This window comes from Hymenobacter aquaticus (assembly GCF_004765605.1).
Classification (GTDB): domain Bacteria; phylum Bacteroidota; class Bacteroidia; order Cytophagales; family Hymenobacteraceae; genus Hymenobacter; species Hymenobacter aquaticus.
The window spans coordinates 1,861,517-1,878,081 of sequence record NZ_SRLC01000001.1 but is presented as its reverse complement, the minus strand read 5'-3'; the positions used below and the strand labels follow the sequence as shown (position 1 = coordinate 1,878,081).

Here is a 16,565-nt window from a genome sequence, read left to right as displayed (position 1 = left end):
CGGAAAGAGGAAACGGAACAGGAACGCGCAGTATTTATCGGTAATAGAATATTTCCATAAACGTATTGGATCTGTTTGTTAAAGTCAAGTTAAATTTAAATAATTCTCATAATAATTTGTACTGCATAATGATGTGATTTTCGGCCTGGTTTTCGGCCCTTTCTGCGGGGCCCACCTCGGCAGTCCGGCCTGAACATCTTACCTTGGCCGGTTGTATTCATAGAAAGTTGAGCGCATGAAAATTCTGCTGGTTGAGGATGAACCCAAAGTGGCCTCCTTTATTCATAGGGGGCTAACCGAGCAAACCCACAATGTCGACATCGCCACCGACGGCGTCACGGGCCTGCGCCTGGCGCTGAGCAACAGCTATGACTTACTGATTCTGGACAACCTGCTGCCGGGCCTGAGCGGGCTGGAAGTGTGTCGGCAGGTGCGCACCCAAAACTCGTCGGTGTCGATTCTGATGCTCACGGCCCTGGGCGAAACCGACGACAAAATCCGGGGCCTCGACGCCGGTGCCGACGACTACCTGGTCAAGCCCTTTGCCTTTCAGGAGCTGCTGGCCCGCATCCGGGCCCTGGTGCGCCGCCGCCACGAAGGCCCCGCCACCGAAACCCTGCTGCGCCTGGCCGACCTCACCCTGGACCCGGCCCGCAAGCTGGTGCAGCGCGCCGGGCAGCCCGTGCAGCTCACGGCCCGCGAGTTTGCCCTGCTCGAATACCTGCTGCGCAACCAGGGCCGCGTCGTGTCGCGGGTCGATATTCTGGAGCAGGTCTGGGAAACCAGCTTCGACACCGGCTCCAACGTCATCGACGTGTACATCAACTTCCTGCGCAAAAAAGTGGATAAGGACTTCACGCCCAAGCTGATCCATACCCTGGTGGGCATGGGCTACGTGATGCGCGAGGAGTAGGCGCGGGCCTCGCTACCGCCGTGCCGCCGAAACAACCACACCGCGTGCGGCGCTGCCTAGTGCAGCACCAGGCGCTGGGAGTGGCCGGCGGCGCGCATCATGTACAAACCGGGCGCCAGACCAGCGCAGGCCAGGGTCAGCGGGCCATGGGCTGGCATCTGCGCTTCAACTACCACGCGGCCCAGCGCGTCAAGCACCTCGATGCGCTGGCCGCCGGGTAGGCCGGTCACCGTCACCGCGGCGCGGGCGGGGTTGGGATACACGGCGAAGGATAGCCGGGGCGCTGGAAGGACCGCGGGTAGGGGCTCTGCAGCCGCCAGCCGGGCCAGAAAAGGCGTTAAATCTGCGGTAGAAGCCAACGAAGTTGAGCCGAATTGGGCAGTGGTACTGGCAAAGCTACCTGCCACATACACCCGGTTCAGTGCATCGAGGGCCAGCGCAGAACACTGGTCCCGGCCGGTACCGCCGGCTCGCACGGCCCATTGCCACCGGCCATTGGTGTCGAGCGCGGCTACTACCCCATCAATTTCACCGGCCGAAACCAGCACGCTGCCCCCGAAAGAACTGTTGGTGGGGGCGGGCTGCCCCGAGGGACTGTAGATCCGGGGAATGCCGAAGCTGCCGCTCACGTACACCCGGCTGTCGCGCACCACCATATCCGACAGGTATTCTTCATCCAGCCCCCCGGCTTGCGCTGCCCACTGCCAGGTGCCGTCAGCAGTATTCATCCGGGCCACAAAAACGTCGCCGCGCTGAATGGAGCCGGGCGCTTCGCTGTAGTACACGCCGCTGGTGTTGAGCAGCATGGTAGAGCCAAAAATGGCCCGGTTGCCGTCGAAGCGGCCTGCCACGTAGAGGTGGTTTTGCTCGTCGGTGGCCAGCGCACCGCAGTAGGTGCCGCCGTAGCTGCCGTAGGAGCCGTACCCTTGCGTGCCGGGCAGCGCCTGCGCCCACTGCCAAGTGCCGGTGGAACTCAGCTTAGCCAGATAGCTGCCGCGGTTTTTGGTAAGCTGCGTGGTGGCAAAGCTGAGCGTATTGGCAAATTCGCCGCACAGGTAGGCATTGCCCTGGGTGTCGCTGGCCAGGTCGGTTACGTCGCCCTGGCCCGTGTTGCGCGCCCAGAGCCAGGTGCCGGCCGCGTTGAGGCGAGCCACGAACAGGTCGGTGGCCGAGCCGGCGCTGGCCTTGGTGAGGCTGGTAGTGCCTACCTGCATCCCGGGGCCGTTGAAGTTGCCGGCCACGAGCACGCCACCTTGCCCATCCGGGGCTATGGCGCGGCCAATGTCGTTGCCGGTGGCCGTCGTGCCATTTTTGTTGCCGTAGCCCGCCTGCCGCACCCACAGCCATGCTCCGGTAGCCGCATCGAGCCGGGCCACGAACACATCGGCCCCGCCCTCCGTGGTGAGAACGGTAGACCCAAAAGTAGCCGTGGACGGCAAGGTGCGCTGCCCGTCCGAGAACGAGCCGACGACGTATAGCTGGCCTTGCGCATCGAGCAGCATATCAGCGCAATAGTCGCTGTCGGGGCCGCTGGCCTGGGTGGCCCAGAGCCAGGTGCCATTGGCGTCGCGCTTGGCCACGAAGGCATCGGCAGTACCAGTCAGAGTGGTGGTGCCGAAACGGATACTGCCGGAAAACTGACCTGCTACAACCGTATTGCCCTGCGCATCGGTGGCAATAGCCGTCTGAGTGATGTTGCTGCCGGCGGCGGCCACGCCTACCGGCAGTGCCTGCTCAAAGGCCGGGGCCTGCGCCGATGCCACCCCGGGAAGCACCAATAGCAATAATGTAGTCAGCACGCGGGTGGGCACCAGGGCAGCGGGTAGAGAATGTGACATAGCAGGTACGGTAATGGCTTTAGAGACTGGACAGAGAAGGACGCGCTATTTTTGCTTTTAAAATACTACAATACTATCGATAAATCCCAGACTGGAATGCGCTTACGAGACGCCGGTAGCTAACTTCGTCGGGCTACGTGCAACCTGGCTGCGTCGTGCGCCGCGAAGTGGTAGTTGTGCTGAGCGTCGCCGTATCTTTACTGCCTTAAGCAAACGAAGCGTGGCGGCGGCAGAAAACCGGAAAATTATTCACCTCGACATGGATGCCTTCTACGCCTCCGTGGAGCAGCGCGACAACCCCGAGCTGCGCGGGCAGCCGGTGGCCGTGGGCGGCTCCCGGCAGCGCGGGGTGGTGGCGGCGGCCAGCTACGAGGCCCGGCAGTTCGGGGTGCGCTCGGCTATGGCTTCGGTGGTGGCCCAGCGCAAGTGCCCCCACCTGGTGTTCGTGAAGCCCCGCTTTGAGGTGTACAAGGCCATTTCGCGCCAGATTCGGGCTATTTTCGCCGACTACACCCCGCTCATCGAGCCCCTGTCGCTCGACGAGGCTTACCTCGACGTGACTCACAACCTGAAGCAGATGCCCTCGGCCACGCGCATTGCCGAGGAAATCCGGGCGCGCATTCTGGCCGAAACCGGGCTGACGGCCTCGGCGGGCATTTCCTACAATAAGTTTCTGGCCAAGCTGGCCTCCGACTACCGCAAGCCCAACGGGCAGTTTGTGATTAAGCCCGCCCAGGGCCTGGCGTTCGTCGAAACTCTGGACGTGGGGCAGTTTCACGGCATCGGGCAGGTGACGGCGGCCAAGATGAACCGCCTGGGCATCTTTACCGGCCTCGATTTGCGGCAGCAGCCGGAAGCCTTTCTGCGCCAGCACTTCGGCAAGGCCGGCGGCTACTACTACGCCATTGCCCGCGCCGAAGACCACCGGCCCGTGGAGCCCGACCGGCTGCGCAAGTCCATCGGCTCGGAAAATACCTTTGAGCAGGACCTGCGCACCTACGACGAGCTGGTGGCCGGCCTGCAACCCGAGCTGGAATCGGTGTGGGACTACTGCCAGCGCCTCGACGTGTGGGGCCGCACCGTGACGGTAAAGGTGAAGTACGACGACTTCCAGCAAATCACGCGCAGCCGCACTACGCTGCTGCCCATCAGTAGCAAGGAGCTGCTGGAGCAGGTGTGCCGCGAGCTGCTGCTGCCCCTGCTGCCGCTGCCCAAGGGCGTGCGGCTGCTGGGCGTGTCGGTGTCAAGTTTGAGCACGCTGGAAGCGGCGGCCGGCCAGCAGCTTACGCTCCTTTTTTAGCTTTCTTCGCCGCTGCCTTGCGCTTGGTGCCCGCCTTGCGGCGCGTGCCGTGGGTGGCTGCCTGCTTTTTGCGGCGCTTGGCCCGCAGCGGCGCCAGGCGCTGCCGCTCCAGCCGGCGCTCGGCCCGGTCGAGCAGGCGCTGGGGCATGCGCACCATCAGCCGCTCGCGCACGTGCTGGGCCAGGCTGGAGAGTGGAATGGCGTGGGTGGTGCGCAGCAGGTTCATCACCTCGGCCCGCCGCAGCTGACTGACGCCCCGCAGCCCGCGGGCCAGCAGAAACTGCTTTACCTCGTCGAGCAGCAGCAGGGCGGCCAGTGGGGCCGGTTCCACCGTGGCGTTGTAGCCGGCCGGCCGGTAGGGGCGCAGCGCATCTTCGGAAGCCACCAGCACGCCCACCCAGTCGGGCAGCAGGGGCAGGAGCTTGGACAGGTGCTTTTCCGTGACGATGAACGTGACAAAGTCGTAGACCTCGGCGTAGCACCGCAGCTGATTTTCCACCCGCTGCAAGGTGTCACCGTCGCCTTTCACCTCGTAGCCGTGCATGAAATCGGGGGTGATGTGCACCACGTCGGCGCGGGTAGAGCCGGTGGGCAGCTCATCCACGTAGAGGCCCCCGGTGAGCAGCGGGTAGAGCAAAGCGCGGATGTGCGGGTCGTTCATGGGGGGGCAGGGCGGCAGAAAGTCAGGCCAAAAATAAGCGGCCCGGCCCGGTTTACCTGCTATATAGCAGTTGGGCGACTTTCGGCCCGGCGGCGGCTTCCCGGGTTTCGCGCTAAGTTTGCCGGGTGTGGCCTGCCGAAAATCTGCCGGGCGCCGGCAAAACATTTCCCCGGGTCCGGGTTATCTTCCACTTGCCTGCTGATTTTGTCTTCACTTCCAACCATCCGTTCCGTGACCATACGCACGCGCCTGGCTTTGCAGTTTGCGGCCATTCTGGCGGTGACGTTGCTGCTGTTTTCCCTGGTAATCTACTTTTTTACCTACCAGTCGCGGCGCAACTCGTTCACCGATAGTCTCTTTGCCCGGGCCCGCGTGGTGGCCCACGTCTACCTGGACGGCACCAACCGCGGCGACGACGCCAGCCGGGCTTCCTACCGCCGCTACCTGCGCCAGTTTTACCGCACCCTGCCCGCCGAGGAAGTGCGCGTCTACGATGCCCAGAACCGCGTTGTGTTTCGCGAAGGCCAGCAGACCGGCCAGCCCGTGCCCCTGAGCTTGCTCGCGCGGGTGCGGCAAACCGGCAGCCTGGTGGAGCTGGACACCGACCACGCCCAGACCGTGGGCCTGCTCTACCGTGACGCCCGCCGCGGCGACTTCGTGGTGGTGGCGTCCTCCGTCGATGCCGACAGCCAGGTGGAGCAGCGTACCCTGCGCAAGATTCTGGCCGGGGGCCTGCTCATCAGCTTCGGAATCGTGGGCATTGGGGGGTGGTTTTTTGCCGGCCAGGCCCTGCGGCCCATGCAGCGCATCGTGCAGGAAGTCGACACCATCACGGCCTTCGATCTGCACCGCCGCCTATCCCAGGCCGATGGGCAGGATGAGGTGTCGCACCTGGCCCAGCGCTTCAACAGCCTGCTCGACCGGCTCGAAACGGCCTTTGCCGGCCAGCGCACCTTCGTACGCGACGCTTCTCACGAGCTGCGCACCCCGCTCACGGTGCTGACCGGCGAGCTGGAGGTGGCCCTGTTGCAGGAACGCAGCCCCGCCGAGTACCGGCGCGTGCTGCAAAGCACCCTCGACGCGGCCCGCATGCTCACGGCCCTCACCAACGGCCTGCTGCAGATTGCCCGCGCTTCCGACGACCCTTCCCAGGTGCCCCTGGCCCTGGTGCGCCTCGACGAGCTGCTGTTGCAGGCCCACGAGGAAGTACTGCGCCGCCAGCCCACCAGCCGCATCGATTTGGACTTTGGGGAGCCCAACTCCCGGGGCGTGGCGTTCGGGGTGATGGGCAACGAGCCGCTGCTGCTCTCGGCGGTGCTAAACGTGCTGGAAAACGCCTGCAAGTTTTCCAAGGACAGCCAGGAGCCCATCGTAGCCAGCCTGACCTGCGTGGGCCGGCGGCTGCGGCTGCAAATCCGGGACCGGGGCGTGGGCATGAGCGAGGCCGACCGCCAGCAGGTGTTCGTGCCTTTCTTCCGGGCCGAGATGGTGCGCAACGTGCCGGGCCACGGCATCGGGCTGCCGCTTACCTTCAAGATCATGGCCCTGCACGGGGGCAGCATCCGGGTCGACAGTGAGCTGGGCGCGGGCACGCAGGTGACGCTGGAGTTGCCCCTGGTAAGCGCCTGAGCGCCTTGGACTACGTTTTAATGCCCTTTTAATTCTCTTTTAACCCGGTATTAACTACCTCGGCCTAGTATTGTGTTATATCGTAGCGAACCGCTGCCCTGGTGGGCGGCAATTCTTCTGCCGTATAACGCCCTCTATGCCAAAAATTGCTCCCGCGGCCGCAGCTGCTCCTGTTGCTTCCCCGGCTCCGCCGTCGGCCAACTACCTCAAGTCGCTGGCCAAGGATGCGCCGTCCGGCCTGGTGGTGTTTCTGGTGGCTTTGCCGCTGTGCCTGGGTATTTCCCTGGCCTCGGGCGCCCCGCTGCTTTCGGGCATTATCACCGGCATCGTCGGGGGCGTGCTGGTGTCGTGGCTCAGCGGCTCGCAGCTGAGCGTGAGCGGTCCGGCCGCCGGCCTCACGGCCATTATGGTGTCGGCCATCAGCACCCTGGGCACGTTTGAGGCCGTGCTGGCCGCTACCGTCGTGGCCGGCCTGGTGCAGCTGGCCCTGGGCTTTCTGAAAGCCGGCATCATCGGCATGTACTTTCCCTCGTCGGTGATTAAAGGCATGCTGGCCGCCATTGGCCTGATCCTTATTCTGAAGCAGATACCCCACTTCCTCGGGGCCGATACCGACTACTTCGAGGACATGTCCTTCCTGCAGTTCAACGGGCAGAACACGTTCAGCGCCATTGCCGCCGCCGGCGAGGCCATCAGCTGGGGCTCGGCCCTGATTGGCGTCATCTCGCTGCTGGTATTGATGGCTTGGGAAAGCAAGCCGGTAAGAAGCAATGCGGCTCTGAAGCTGGTGCCCGGCGCCCTGATCGTGGTGGTGCTGTCCATCCTGCTGAACCTGCTGCTGAGCAGCCTGGCCCCCGAGCTGCAAGTGCGCCCCGAGCACCTGGTGAAGCTGCCCCAGATTTCCTCGTTCGGCGACCTGACCCGCGAGCTGCGCCTGCCCGACTGGTCTGCCCTGACGCGCGGCAGCACCTACGTGGTGGCCTTCACCATTGCCATTGTGGCCTCCATCGAAACCCTGCTCAGCGTGGAAGCCGTCGATAAGCTCGACCCGCACAAGCGCCACACGCCCCAGAACCGCGAGCTGAAGGCCCAGGGCATCGGCAACCTGGTGAGCGGCCTGCTCGGCGGCCTGCCCCTGACGGCCGTTATCGTGCGCAGCTCAGCCAACATCAACGCCGGCGGCCAAACCAAGATGTCGGCCTTTATTCACGGCCTGCTGCTGCTGGGCAGCCTGCTGTTTCTATCCTCAGTACTAAACCTGATTCCGCTCTCGGCCCTGGCCGCGGTGCTGCTGATGGTGGGCTTCAAGCTCACCAAGCCGGCCCTGTTCCGCACGCAGTGGCGCCTGGGCTGGGACCAGTTCCTGCCGTTCTTCGTGACGGTGGTGGCCATCCTGTTCACCGACCTGCTCAAGGGCGTAGGCGTGGGCCTGGCCGTGGGCATATTCTACATCCTGAAAGCGAACCTCGAATCGGCGTATTACTTCCACAGCGAGCCAACCCGCGACTCGCGCGTGCTGCACCTAAAACTAAGTGAGCATGTTTCATTCCTGAATAAGGCTAGTCTCGTAACTACTTTTGAGCGTATTACGCCGGGCACCAAGCTGATCTTGGACGGCACCGACTCTGAAGTAATTGACTACGACGTGCTGGAAGCCATTGAGAATTTCCGCCTTACTGCCGCCGAGCGCGACATCGAGTTGGAAATCCGGGGCATCCGGCAGGTAGAAGCACTGGGCCACTAGGCAACCTCTCACTCTGTTTTACCCGATTACCCGCAAAACCACCTCTCCATGAAAGCTTCCGATAATGCCGCTTCATCGTCGTCGATGAACGAGATTCTGCAAAACAACCGCAAGTGGGTCGACGATAAGAAAGCTGCCGACCCCGAGTACTTCCACAACCTGGCCAAGGGGCAGAAGCCGCGCTACCTGTTCATCGGCTGCTCCGACTCGCGGGTGCCCGCCAGCGCCATCACCGGCACCGGTCCCGGCGAGATGTTCGTGCACCGCAACATCGCCAACCTGGTCGTGCACTCCGACATGAACCTGCTGGCCGTGCTGCAATACGCCGTGGAAGTGCTGGAAGTGAAGGACATCATGGTCGTGGGCCACTACGGCTGCGGCGGCGTGGCGGCGGCGGCTTCCAACAAACAGTACGGCCTGATCGACAACTGGCTGACCCACATCAAAGACGTGGTGCGCCTGCACGAAACCGAGTTTCTGCGCATTACCGATAAAGAGCAGCAGCTGCGCCGCCTCGTGGAGATGAACGTCATTGAGCAGGTGCGCAACCTGGCCAAGACCAACATCATTCAAAATGCCCTGCAGCGGCCCAACCCGCCGCGCCTGCACGGCCTGGTGTACGACATCCACGACGGCCTGCTGAAAGACCTGAACGTGGAAACCGACACCATCAACGAATTCATGCACATCTACGGCGTCGAGGCCGTGGAGCACGCCGAGGAGGCCGCCGAAGCCGCCCAGGATGGCAAAGTGGCCGAACCGGCGGCCGAAAGCAAACCGGCTTCCAAAGCCAAAAAAACCGAGGAGGAACCCGCGCTGCACAAGGTCAGCTAACGAAGCTGGCCGGCAGCCGGGCTGCCCGGTAATAGTCTATGTGTGGTTGAAAAGGCCGCAGCCCTTGGCTGCGGTCTTTTTTTTGCGGAAAACCCGCCTTGGCCAGTGCGCAAAAGCCAGAAAGAAAAGCCTAATGACTGGACTTTGCCGATTGTTCATGCCGTATCTTGCGGCTAGTTTGCCCCTGATCTTTGCTCAATTTATCGTCTGTATGCGTAATTATTACGTCCGCCCTCTAGGTATATTCCTGCTGTGTCTGCTGCTCAGCGGGGCCCACGCCACTCAGGGCCAGGCCCGGCTGAAGCCCGCTGCTCGTCAGCCGCTGTCCGACCTGCTGCCGGCGCGCCGCGGCGGCCAGCACCCCCCAGCCGCCGCGGCCCGGACCGCCACGGCTGCCCAGCTGCCCACGCGGGTGATGATGTACACCTGGAACCCGGTCGACAACGCGTGGGATTTTCCTTACCTGTCTTCGTATACCTACGATGCGGCCGGGCGCGTAACCCAGACGCTGAGCGGCGACTCTATCCAGGGGCCGGGGGGCGTCGACCGGGACCAGCTTACCTTCGATGCCCGCGGCAACCTGGTGGAGCAGCTGATCCAGCAGCGGGACACGACGTCCCTGCCCTGGACCAACTGGCTGCGCACGACCCAGGTGTACGACGCGCACGATACGCCCACGCTGGTCGTAGACCAGGTGTGGACGAACAACGCCTGGGAAACCTACGGCGGCTACCGGGCCACCAACTCCTACACCCCACTGGGCACGTTGAGCGAAGAAGTGCTGGAAACCTGGCAGCAAGGCACCTACAAGCCCTCCGTGCGGAAGCTGTACACCACCGACGCCGCCGGGCAGTGGACGTCCATCACCGGCCAGCAGTACCGCAACGGTGGCTGGGTCAACAAGGACCGCATCAGCAACCTGGTGTGGCACGACTGGGCCGCCAACCAGCCCGCCAGCTACGCCGAGCAGACGTGGAACGGCAGCGCCTGGGAAACCTCGTCCTTGACCCGCGCCACGTGGCTGCCCAACAACTCGTTTCAGTCCTGGGAGCAGTTCCAGATAAACGGGCAGTGGCAGGACTTCAGCCGCAAGGTGGTGACCTACGACGAGTTGGGTAATCTGCTGGTGGACACCTGGGAGCAGCTGGACGCCAACGGCCAGTGGGCGCTGGAACGCGGGGATAAAACGGCCGTGGTGTATAACCTGGCCCGCACCGCGACGCTGGCCTCTTTCTCGGAGCGGTACGAGCCGGTGGTAAGTAGCTACGTGAAATCGGAAAAGCGCCGGTACTCCGGCTTCGTGCCACTGGCCACCCGCGCCAAAGTGGTTCCGGGGGCCACCGTCGAGCTGTATCCCAATCCGGCCGTTACCAGCGTGACGGTGACGGTGGCTGCCGCCGCCGCATCCGTCGTGCCGGTGCAGGTGCTCAACAGCCTGGGCCAGGTAGTGCGCCACGGCCAGGCGCGGCCGCAGCAGGGCGGGCTTACCGCCACGCTCGACGTAGCAGCGCTGCCCGCCGGAGTCTACACGGTGCGGCTGTTGCTGCCCGAAGGGCCGGTCATGCGCCAGCTGATCCGCCGCTAACGACGGGGCCTACTCATTGGCCGGGCCCGGCAGGCGGGCCGGTTTTTCGGGCGGGCCCACGCCGTAGGTTCGCAGCTCCTGGTCGATGCGCTGGTTCCAGCGTTGCTGCGCGGCCGTATCCTGGCCGCCGCGGGTTTCGGCGTCGTACTGCTCCTGCAGGCGGTTCATTTCCTGAAACGCCACCAGGTATTCATACTGCAGAATGCTGTTGTAGTCCTGCAGATTCATCCGTTCGGGGGTGAGGCGGCGCTTGAACCGCTCGGCCACCAGCTTCACCAGATCGAAGTGACGCTGCTCGTGGTTGAGGGTGTAGGCGTCGCGCAGGGAAGCCCACGAGGAGCTGCGCACCACGAACACCTTCAGCTGTAAATCGAGCTGCAGCACGCCCTGTACCACCCGGGGCTGGCCGGCGTAGGCAAAGCTGGGAAACACGGCCGCCGCGTAGGGCCCCGAGCGGGAGGGAGCCGTAAAGTCGGGGAAGCGCAGGGGCCGGGCCGGGTCGTAGAACAGCGTGTCGGGCTGGGTTTGGCTGGTCACGTCGGTGAAGCGCAGGCGCAGGCCGGTGGCCAGCTTCAGGCTGGTCGGGGCCTGGGTGTGCACCCACTGGTGGAGGTAGCGCACGGCCTCGGTGAGGGCCTGCCGCAGGGCCGGCTCCACCACGGCGGGCTGGGCCAGGGGCCGCCGGTAGCGGGCCGCGCCGTGGTAGTCGGTCAGCGGCACGGTCTGGCCTTCCCGCTGCCACTCAAACGCCAGCTTGATTTCCACCCGCCCCTCTACCTGGGCCGGCTGGCCGGGCACGGCGGTTTCCGTCACGCGGCACTCCAGCAGCCGCGCCGTGAGGGGCCGGCGGCCGGGGCGCGGCAGGCTCTGACCGATGAACGTGCGAATGGCCGCCAGGCTGCCGCCCTGCAAGTCAACCGCGCGCGGGGTAGCCGCCTGGCCGGCCTTGGCGGGCGGCAGCAGCAGCCAGGCCACGGCGGTGGGCGTGGGGCGCTGGTCCAGAACCTGGGCCACGTAAAATTCGGTAGTGGCCAGTACGGTGGTGGGCGGCAGCAGCTTCAGGCCGGCGGCCGGGAGCTGGGCGGCGGCGCGGCCGGGCAAAAAAAACGCGGCCAGCACCCAGCAAACCAGGCCGGCGCGAAGAGACGGAAGAAAAAGCATCAGGAGCAGGAAGTCGTCGGGCCCTCGGGGCCGCGGGGGGGGGGGGGCGGCTGGTCCGGCTGGCTTTCTGGCAGACACCAAATCCGGGCAAATAGTGCGGCGGCCGTGCCGGCAAGCGCAACGGTAGCGCGGCTTTTCTACGTAAGCCCGGGTTGTACCTTGTTCCTGACCCTTCCTATGAAAGCCATTTACTTCGAGCACTACGGCCCGGCCGACGTGCTGCACTACGGCGAGCAGCCGACTCCCACGCCCCAGGCCGACCAGATTCTGGTGCGCGTGCACGCCAGCAGCGTCAACCCCATCGACTGGAAAGTGCGCGCCGGCAGCCTCAAGCTGATTACCGGCCAGAATTTTCCCAAGATTCCGGGCCGCGACGTGGCCGGCACCGTGGCCGCCGTGGGCGAAAACGTGACCCGCTTCCAGCCCGGCGACCGGGTGTACGGCATGCCCGACGGGGTAGGCGGGGCCAACGCCGAATATGCCCTGCTGCCCGAGCAGGCCGCCGCCTTCGTTCCCGAAAAGCTCAGCTTCGCGGAAGCCGCCGCCGTGCCCCTGGGCGCGCTGACCGCCCTACAGGCCCTGCGCGACAAAGGCCAGCTGCTCTCCGGCGACCGGGTCCTGATCAACGGGGCCTCGGGCGGGGTGGGCACGTTTGCCGTGCAGCTGGCCCGGTTGCTGGGCGCGGGCGAGATAACCGGCGTGTGCGGCCCCGACAACGCCGAGCTGGTGCGGGGCCTGGGGGCCGACCGGGTGCTGAACCACCACGAGCAGGACTTCACCCAGGAGCTGAGCCGCTACGACCTGATCTTCGACGCCGTGGCCAAGAGCAGCTACCTGGCCAGCAAAGCCGCCCTGCGCCGCAACGGCCGCTACGTAACCACCGCCCCCGAGCCCAGAGACCTGGCGGCCGGAGCCCTGGTATCGGTATTCTCGACCAAGAAGATGAGCATGCTGCTGGCCTCCAACTACGGTCCCGACATGGCCCTGATTTCGGCCTGGCTGCAAGCCGGCGCCCTGCGTCCCATCATTGCCCACACCTTCCCGCTGGCCGAAACCGCCGAAGCCCACCGCCTCAGCGAAGCCGGCCGCGCCGCCGGCAAAATCGTGCTAACGGTGAGTGAGTGAATGAGTGAATGAGTGAAGTGCGAATGTCATTGTGAGCAGCGCGAAGCCATGCGTCCTCTGCGCAGTGCGTCCTGACTTTTACCCAGAAAGCCCTTTATTCCAGTTGGAGTAAAGGGCTTTTTACTGTAGAAGGCTAAGCCCATTTCAGAGGCCGGATGGCTTCGCGCTGCTCGCAATGACAAAATAACATCACTCATTCACTCATTCACTCATTCACCGCTAGCTCGCTTCGGGTTTGGAAAAGGCGATGAGCACGGCGCCGCCGGCCATCAGGACCGCGCCCAGCACGAGCTGCCAGGTGACTTTCTCCTTGAGAAACACCACGGCCAGGATGATGGCAAACACCAACGAGACTTTGTCGAACGATGAGGTTTGGGAGGCCTGGCCCAGTTTCAGGGCGTGGAAGGAAAACAGCGACGACAGGCAGGTGATGATGCCGGCCGCCACCAGGAAGCCCCAGGTGCGGCCCTCAATCTGGGCCACGGTAGGCAAGAGGCCCTTGTAGGCCACCACGCCCCAGGCCACGATGATGATGAGCACCGACTGCACGGCGAAGGCCACGCTGGGCTCCACGTTTTTAACGCCGATTTTGGACAGGGTAACCACGACGGCCGCCGATAGGGCCGCCAGCAACGAAAAGACAATCCACATACTGATGCAAGAGGTAAAGGCTGGATACGGGAGTAGGTGGGAGTACGAGGGTTAGCCCGCAAACGGATAGTAGTTGTTGATGCCAATTCTTCTATATTCCGGGGCGGTGCCGCGGCCCGGCGCCGACTTATCTATCCATCCTTTTATTGATTGCCGCATGGCCAAGTATGAATCCCGGTTCGACAATTTCTTTCTTAACCTGCGCCTGAACCGCGCCCAGTTCGGCGACATGGCCGGCTTCACCCTCCAGGCCCTGCGCCAGAGTCCCGATGCCGGCCGCTACGACGAGCTGATCAAGGCCCTCGACGCGGCCCTGACCGCCTACGCCGCCGCCCACAGCGGGCAGCTTTCCGGCGAAGGCCAGGGCGCCACGCTCACCGTAGCCCAGGCCCTCCAGGACTTCAAGGCCTACGTCAAGCGCGTGGAGCGCAAGCACGTGACGCCCGCCTACGACGAGGGCTCGGCCGACGTGCGCGCCATTTTCCCCAAGGGCCGCTCCGGCCTCACCGGCAGCTCCCAGGCCCTGGTGCTCGACAACTTCACGGCCTTCCTCAGCGCCCTCGATGCCCGCCCCGCCACGTTTCCGGCCGCCCTGCGCCAGGAGGGCCGCACCGTGCACCAGGCCCTGGCCGGGGCCCTGCGCCGGGCCGACCAGGCCGAGTCGGCGGCCAGCACCACCCGCACCGACCTGCACGACGGCCGCGAGGCTACCTGCCGCCAGCTGTTCCGCAGCTACGCCCAACTGCTGCTCACCCACTACGAGCAGCCCCAGCGCGTAGCCGCCTACTTCGATTTGAGCAAGGCTCAGGTTGCCGGCTCGAAGAAAAAAACGCCGACTATTCCGCTACCCAAATAAGTAGCGTCAGGCTGACTAGTGAAGCTGTTTAGGAAGTCGCCGGAACGAGGTAGAGACGCATACTTGCGTCTCGTCATTGAACAATACCAGCGGTTCTCGTTCAACGACGAGACGCAAGTATGCGTCTCTACAGCAACGAACCGACTCTCTAAACAGCATCAGTAGCCAAAAGCCCTTGGGACGTACGTCCCAAGGGCTTTTTGTTGTCAGCAAGGCCGTGGGACGTACGTCCCGAGGGGCGCGAAGCGTTGGGTAGGCCGTGGGACGTACGTCCCGAAGGCTATCAGGTACCGGGGAGAGCATGGGACGTACGTCCCGAGGGCTACACAGCGTCGAGCAAGGTTTGGGACGTACGTCCCACGGGCTTTAAAAGACGGGGGAGGCCTCGGTACGCGCGTACTACGCCCGGTGGCGCAGCATCTCATCGGGGCACAGAAACTCCAGGCGCACGCCGTGGCGGGCCAGGGCCAGGTGGTCTTTGTGCCAGTCGGTATCGGTGGCATTCACGATGACGGGCCGCTCGGGGTGGGTGAGGGCCAGGGCTACGAACTTACGGTCGGAGGGGTCGAAGGCGGCTAGGTCGGGGTCGGGGGGAAAGGCCGTAAAGGAGCCGTCGGCGGCGGTTTCCAGGGCCGTTTGGGCATCCACGAAGGCCGGGTTGGCCTTGTTCTGCCACAGCCACTTCAGAAACGCGTTGCCGGGCGTATTCGGGCCGACCGGGCTGAGCTTGTTGCCGTACTCTTTCAGGATGAGAAACCCCGCGTCCAGCACGAGGCCGCCGTGTTGCCGCACCTCCTCCAGCCGCGCCTTGGCGGCCCGGATGCAGCCAATGCCCGCGTCCGACTTACCGTCGGCGGTCAGCAGCACGTTGGTGTCCAGGATGCACTTCGTTTCGGGGGAAGGCATGGGCTATTTCTCGCCCGCAGCTTCGCGGCGCTTTAGTTCGGCATCCATCATGGCGGAAGCATCGGCAAAAGAGTCGCCGAAGAAATTAGGGGGCCAGTTGCGGATGTTGCCGTACTCGTCCAAATCCAGCGGCGTAAGGGTCGAAGCGGCCCCCACGAAATCGGTGAAATACAGCTTCACCTGGTCCGTGGGCAGGGCCTCTTCCGCCAGCCGCCGTTGCAGCCGCTGCAATAAATGTTCACTGTGGCTTTCCAGAATTATCTGCACGTTGCGCCGCTTAATGGCGTCGATAAATACGTCGGCCAATCCGGCCTGCACGGCCGGGTGCAGGTGTATTTCGGGCTGTTCTAAAATAATGGTGGAGCCTTTTGGGACGTAGAAAAGCAGCACGAGAACTGGCAGTAGCTGCGAGACGCCGAAACCTACATCGGTGAGGAATACTTCCGCCGATTCAGCAGTGCGTTTAATGCGCACTTCGTACTCTTTGCGGTTGGGTGCAATGGGTCGGACTTCGAAGGAATGGATAAGGCCGAGTTCTTTTAGCCAGTAGGCAACGTGTTGTTCAAGTGTGATAGGTGACTCTTTTGTGCCTATATTAATTGTTGATTTTGTATTCTTAGAGGCAAGAATAGCCGCCACAGCACCAGCACCTCTATTCCCTATATTTCCGGGTTTATTTCCACCCCATGTGTATAGTCTACTTGGATGTTCTCGTAATGGCCCTAGATAATATGAATTTGTGAATGTATTTTCGAGTAAGCTAGATAACTCCGGGACCCATATGTAACGCATGTTATTAGATAAAATGTTAGCAGGAAAGCCATAAAACCTTGTAGGGGACCCAATTTTATTTTTAGGTGATTTATGCGTGCCGTTCTTGACTAGAACATACGTGCTGTCCTGACTTAAAGAAGTTTCTGTACTCATAATGCCAATTGATACGTCATTCGAAAAATACTTGAATTCATCAAGCGTGATAAATTCGTTATTGCTGATTTTTGCAAAGAATCCTAATTCGTGAATAGCATTGCCTGAATGGTTGCCAAATATTCTGTCTTCTTCAACAGGGTATGGTAAAGTATAAGACAAGGTAAATTTTATAGTTTCTGTACTGTTATGATTATAAATAATATCGTGAAATGTTCCTAACTCCACATAAGACCGCTCATCCCCCAAATTCAATACCTGCGCTCTATCCGACGACTCCACGGTCTGCTTCAGCATTAAGAGAAACTGCAGGATGCTGGTTTTGCCCGAGGAGTTGGTGCCGAAGAAGCCGGTGATACTGCCGAACTGAATGTCGCCGGTGTCCCGCCAGGACTTGAAATTTTGGATGCGCAGGGAGTTAAGCATAGCCGTAGG

At 62.9% G+C, this 16,565-nt stretch carries 14 protein-coding genes; 8 read left to right on the top strand and 6 right to left on the bottom strand.

Features of this window, described 5'->3' with window-relative positions; all coding sequences use genetic code 11:
- The first annotated feature begins 235 nt into the window (after window positions 1-235).
- The gene (locus tag E5K00_RS07765) at window positions 236-913 is read left to right on the top strand and encodes a response regulator transcription factor (protein ID WP_135462665.1); all 678 of its coding nucleotides are present in this window, start codon (window positions 236-238) and stop codon (window positions 911-913) included.
- Window positions 914-969: 56 nt separating this feature from the next.
- Here the strand turns inward: E5K00_RS07765 and E5K00_RS07760 are convergent, their stop codons facing one another.
- Window positions 970-2,751 (bottom strand): T9SS type A sorting domain-containing protein, encoded by a 1,782-nt coding sequence (locus E5K00_RS07760; protein WP_135462664.1) that lies wholly within the window; start codon window positions 2,749-2,751, stop codon window positions 970-972.
- 220 nt (window positions 2,752-2,971) lie between these two features.
- Here E5K00_RS07760 and dinB point away from each other — a divergent pair, with 220 nt between their 5' ends.
- Window positions 2,972-4,051, top strand: a complete 1,080-nt coding sequence (gene dinB, locus E5K00_RS07755; protein ID WP_135462663.1) for a DNA polymerase IV — start codon at window positions 2,972-2,974, stop codon at window positions 4,049-4,051.
- Here dinB and E5K00_RS22800 read toward each other — a convergent pair.
- Entirely contained in the window at window positions 4,035-4,712 is a 678-nt protein-coding gene (locus tag E5K00_RS22800) for a sce7726 family protein (RefSeq protein WP_167856794.1), read from the bottom strand. The two genes, dinB and E5K00_RS22800, sit on opposite strands and share 17 nt — an antisense overlap.
- Window positions 4,713-4,943: 231 nt before the next feature.
- Here E5K00_RS22800 and E5K00_RS22795 point away from each other — a divergent pair, with 231 nt between their 5' ends.
- The 4 genes from E5K00_RS22795 to E5K00_RS07735 all read left to right on the top strand — a co-directional run bounded on the left by E5K00_RS22795 (window position 4,944) and on the right by E5K00_RS07735 (window position 10,504).
- Complete coding sequence (locus tag E5K00_RS22795; RefSeq protein ID WP_167856793.1) at window positions 4,944-6,341, top strand: sensor histidine kinase; 1,398 nt, start codon at window positions 4,944-4,946, stop codon at window positions 6,339-6,341.
- Window positions 6,342-6,477: 136 nt separating this feature from the next.
- Window positions 6,478-8,085, top strand: coding sequence for a SulP family inorganic anion transporter (locus tag E5K00_RS07745; protein WP_135462661.1), 1,608 nt, complete (start codon window positions 6,478-6,480; stop codon window positions 8,083-8,085).
- Between the two features lie 48 nt (window positions 8,086-8,133).
- Window positions 8,134-8,919 (top strand): carbonic anhydrase, encoded by a 786-nt coding sequence (locus tag E5K00_RS07740; protein ID WP_317128875.1) that lies wholly within the window; start codon window positions 8,134-8,136, stop codon window positions 8,917-8,919.
- Window positions 8,920-9,130: 211 nt separating this feature from the next.
- On the top strand, window positions 9,131-10,504 hold the full coding sequence (locus E5K00_RS07735; protein ID WP_167856792.1) for a T9SS type A sorting domain-containing protein: 1,374 nt from the start codon (window positions 9,131-9,133) through the stop codon (window positions 10,502-10,504).
- A 9-nt stretch (window positions 10,505-10,513) separates the two neighbouring features.
- Here the strand turns inward: E5K00_RS07735 and E5K00_RS07730 are convergent, their stop codons facing one another.
- On the bottom strand, window positions 10,514-11,665 hold the full coding sequence (locus E5K00_RS07730; protein ID WP_135462659.1) for a hypothetical protein: 1,152 nt from the start codon (window positions 11,663-11,665) through the stop codon (window positions 10,514-10,516).
- 177 nt (window positions 11,666-11,842) lie between these two features.
- Between E5K00_RS07730 and E5K00_RS07725 the strand changes: the two genes are divergently transcribed.
- The gene (locus E5K00_RS07725) at window positions 11,843-12,790 is read left to right on the top strand and encodes an NAD(P)-dependent alcohol dehydrogenase (protein ID WP_135462658.1); all 948 of its coding nucleotides are present in this window, start codon (window positions 11,843-11,845) and stop codon (window positions 12,788-12,790) included.
- 219 nt (window positions 12,791-13,009) lie between these two features.
- On the opposite strand, the gene E5K00_RS07720 is transcribed toward E5K00_RS07725, so the two are convergent.
- Complete coding sequence (locus tag E5K00_RS07720; protein WP_135462657.1) at window positions 13,010-13,441, bottom strand: EamA family transporter; 432 nt, start codon at window positions 13,439-13,441, stop codon at window positions 13,010-13,012.
- Window positions 13,442-13,598: 157 nt separating this feature from the next.
- Between E5K00_RS07720 and E5K00_RS07715 the strand changes: the two genes are divergently transcribed.
- Entirely contained in the window at window positions 13,599-14,297 is a 699-nt protein-coding gene (locus tag E5K00_RS07715) for a hypothetical protein (RefSeq protein WP_135462656.1), read from the top strand.
- A 399-nt stretch (window positions 14,298-14,696) separates the two neighbouring features.
- Here E5K00_RS07715 and E5K00_RS07710 read toward each other — a convergent pair whose 3' ends face one another.
- Both E5K00_RS07710 and E5K00_RS07705 read right to left on the bottom strand, forming a co-directional pair.
- On the bottom strand, window positions 14,697-15,203 hold the full coding sequence (locus E5K00_RS07710) for a hypothetical protein (RefSeq protein WP_135462655.1): 507 nt from the start codon (window positions 15,201-15,203) through the stop codon (window positions 14,697-14,699).
- Window positions 15,204-15,206: 3 nt separating this feature from the next.
- Entirely contained in the window at window positions 15,207-16,556 is a 1,350-nt protein-coding gene (locus tag E5K00_RS07705) for a DUF3696 domain-containing protein (RefSeq protein ID WP_135462654.1), read from the bottom strand.
- Window positions 16,557-16,565 lie beyond the last annotated feature (9 nt).

What these genes read in the sequence shown, in the direction of transcription:
- E5K00_RS07720 (WP_135462657.1), bottom strand. Translation starts at nt 13,441, where the DNA reads ATGTGGATTGTCTTTTCGTTGCTGGCGGCCCTATCGGCGGCCGTCGTG.
- E5K00_RS07710 (WP_135462655.1), bottom strand. Translation starts at nt 15,203, where the DNA reads ATGCCTTCCCCCGAAACGAAGTGCATCCTGGACACCAACGTGCTGCTG.
- E5K00_RS07725 (WP_135462658.1), top strand. Translation starts at nt 11,843, where the DNA reads ATGAAAGCCATTTACTTCGAGCACTACGGCCCGGCCGACGTGCTGCAC.
- E5K00_RS07760 (WP_135462664.1), bottom strand. Translation starts at nt 2,751, where the DNA reads ATGTCACATTCTCTACCCGCTGCCCTGGTGCCCACCCGCGTGCTGACT.
- E5K00_RS07705 (WP_135462654.1), bottom strand. Translation starts at nt 16,556, where the DNA reads ATGCTTAACTCCCTGCGCATCCAAAATTTCAAGTCCTGGCGGGACACC.
- E5K00_RS07715 (WP_135462656.1), top strand. Translation starts at nt 13,599, where the DNA reads ATGGCCAAGTATGAATCCCGGTTCGACAATTTCTTTCTTAACCTGCGC.
- E5K00_RS07730 (WP_135462659.1), bottom strand. Translation starts at nt 11,665, where the DNA reads ATGCTTTTTCTTCCGTCTCTTCGCGCCGGCCTGGTTTGCTGGGTGCTG.
- E5K00_RS22800 (WP_167856794.1), bottom strand. Translation starts at nt 4,712, where the DNA reads ATGAACGACCCGCACATCCGCGCTTTGCTCTACCCGCTGCTCACCGGG.
- E5K00_RS07745 (WP_135462661.1), top strand. Translation starts at nt 6,478, where the DNA reads ATGCCAAAAATTGCTCCCGCGGCCGCAGCTGCTCCTGTTGCTTCCCCG.
- E5K00_RS07740 (WP_317128875.1), top strand. Translation starts at nt 8,134, where the DNA reads ATGAAAGCTTCCGATAATGCCGCTTCATCGTCGTCGATGAACGAGATT.
- E5K00_RS07735 (WP_167856792.1), top strand. Translation starts at nt 9,131, where the DNA reads ATGCGTAATTATTACGTCCGCCCTCTAGGTATATTCCTGCTGTGTCTG.
- E5K00_RS07765 (WP_135462665.1), top strand. Translation starts at nt 236, where the DNA reads ATGAAAATTCTGCTGGTTGAGGATGAACCCAAAGTGGCCTCCTTTATT.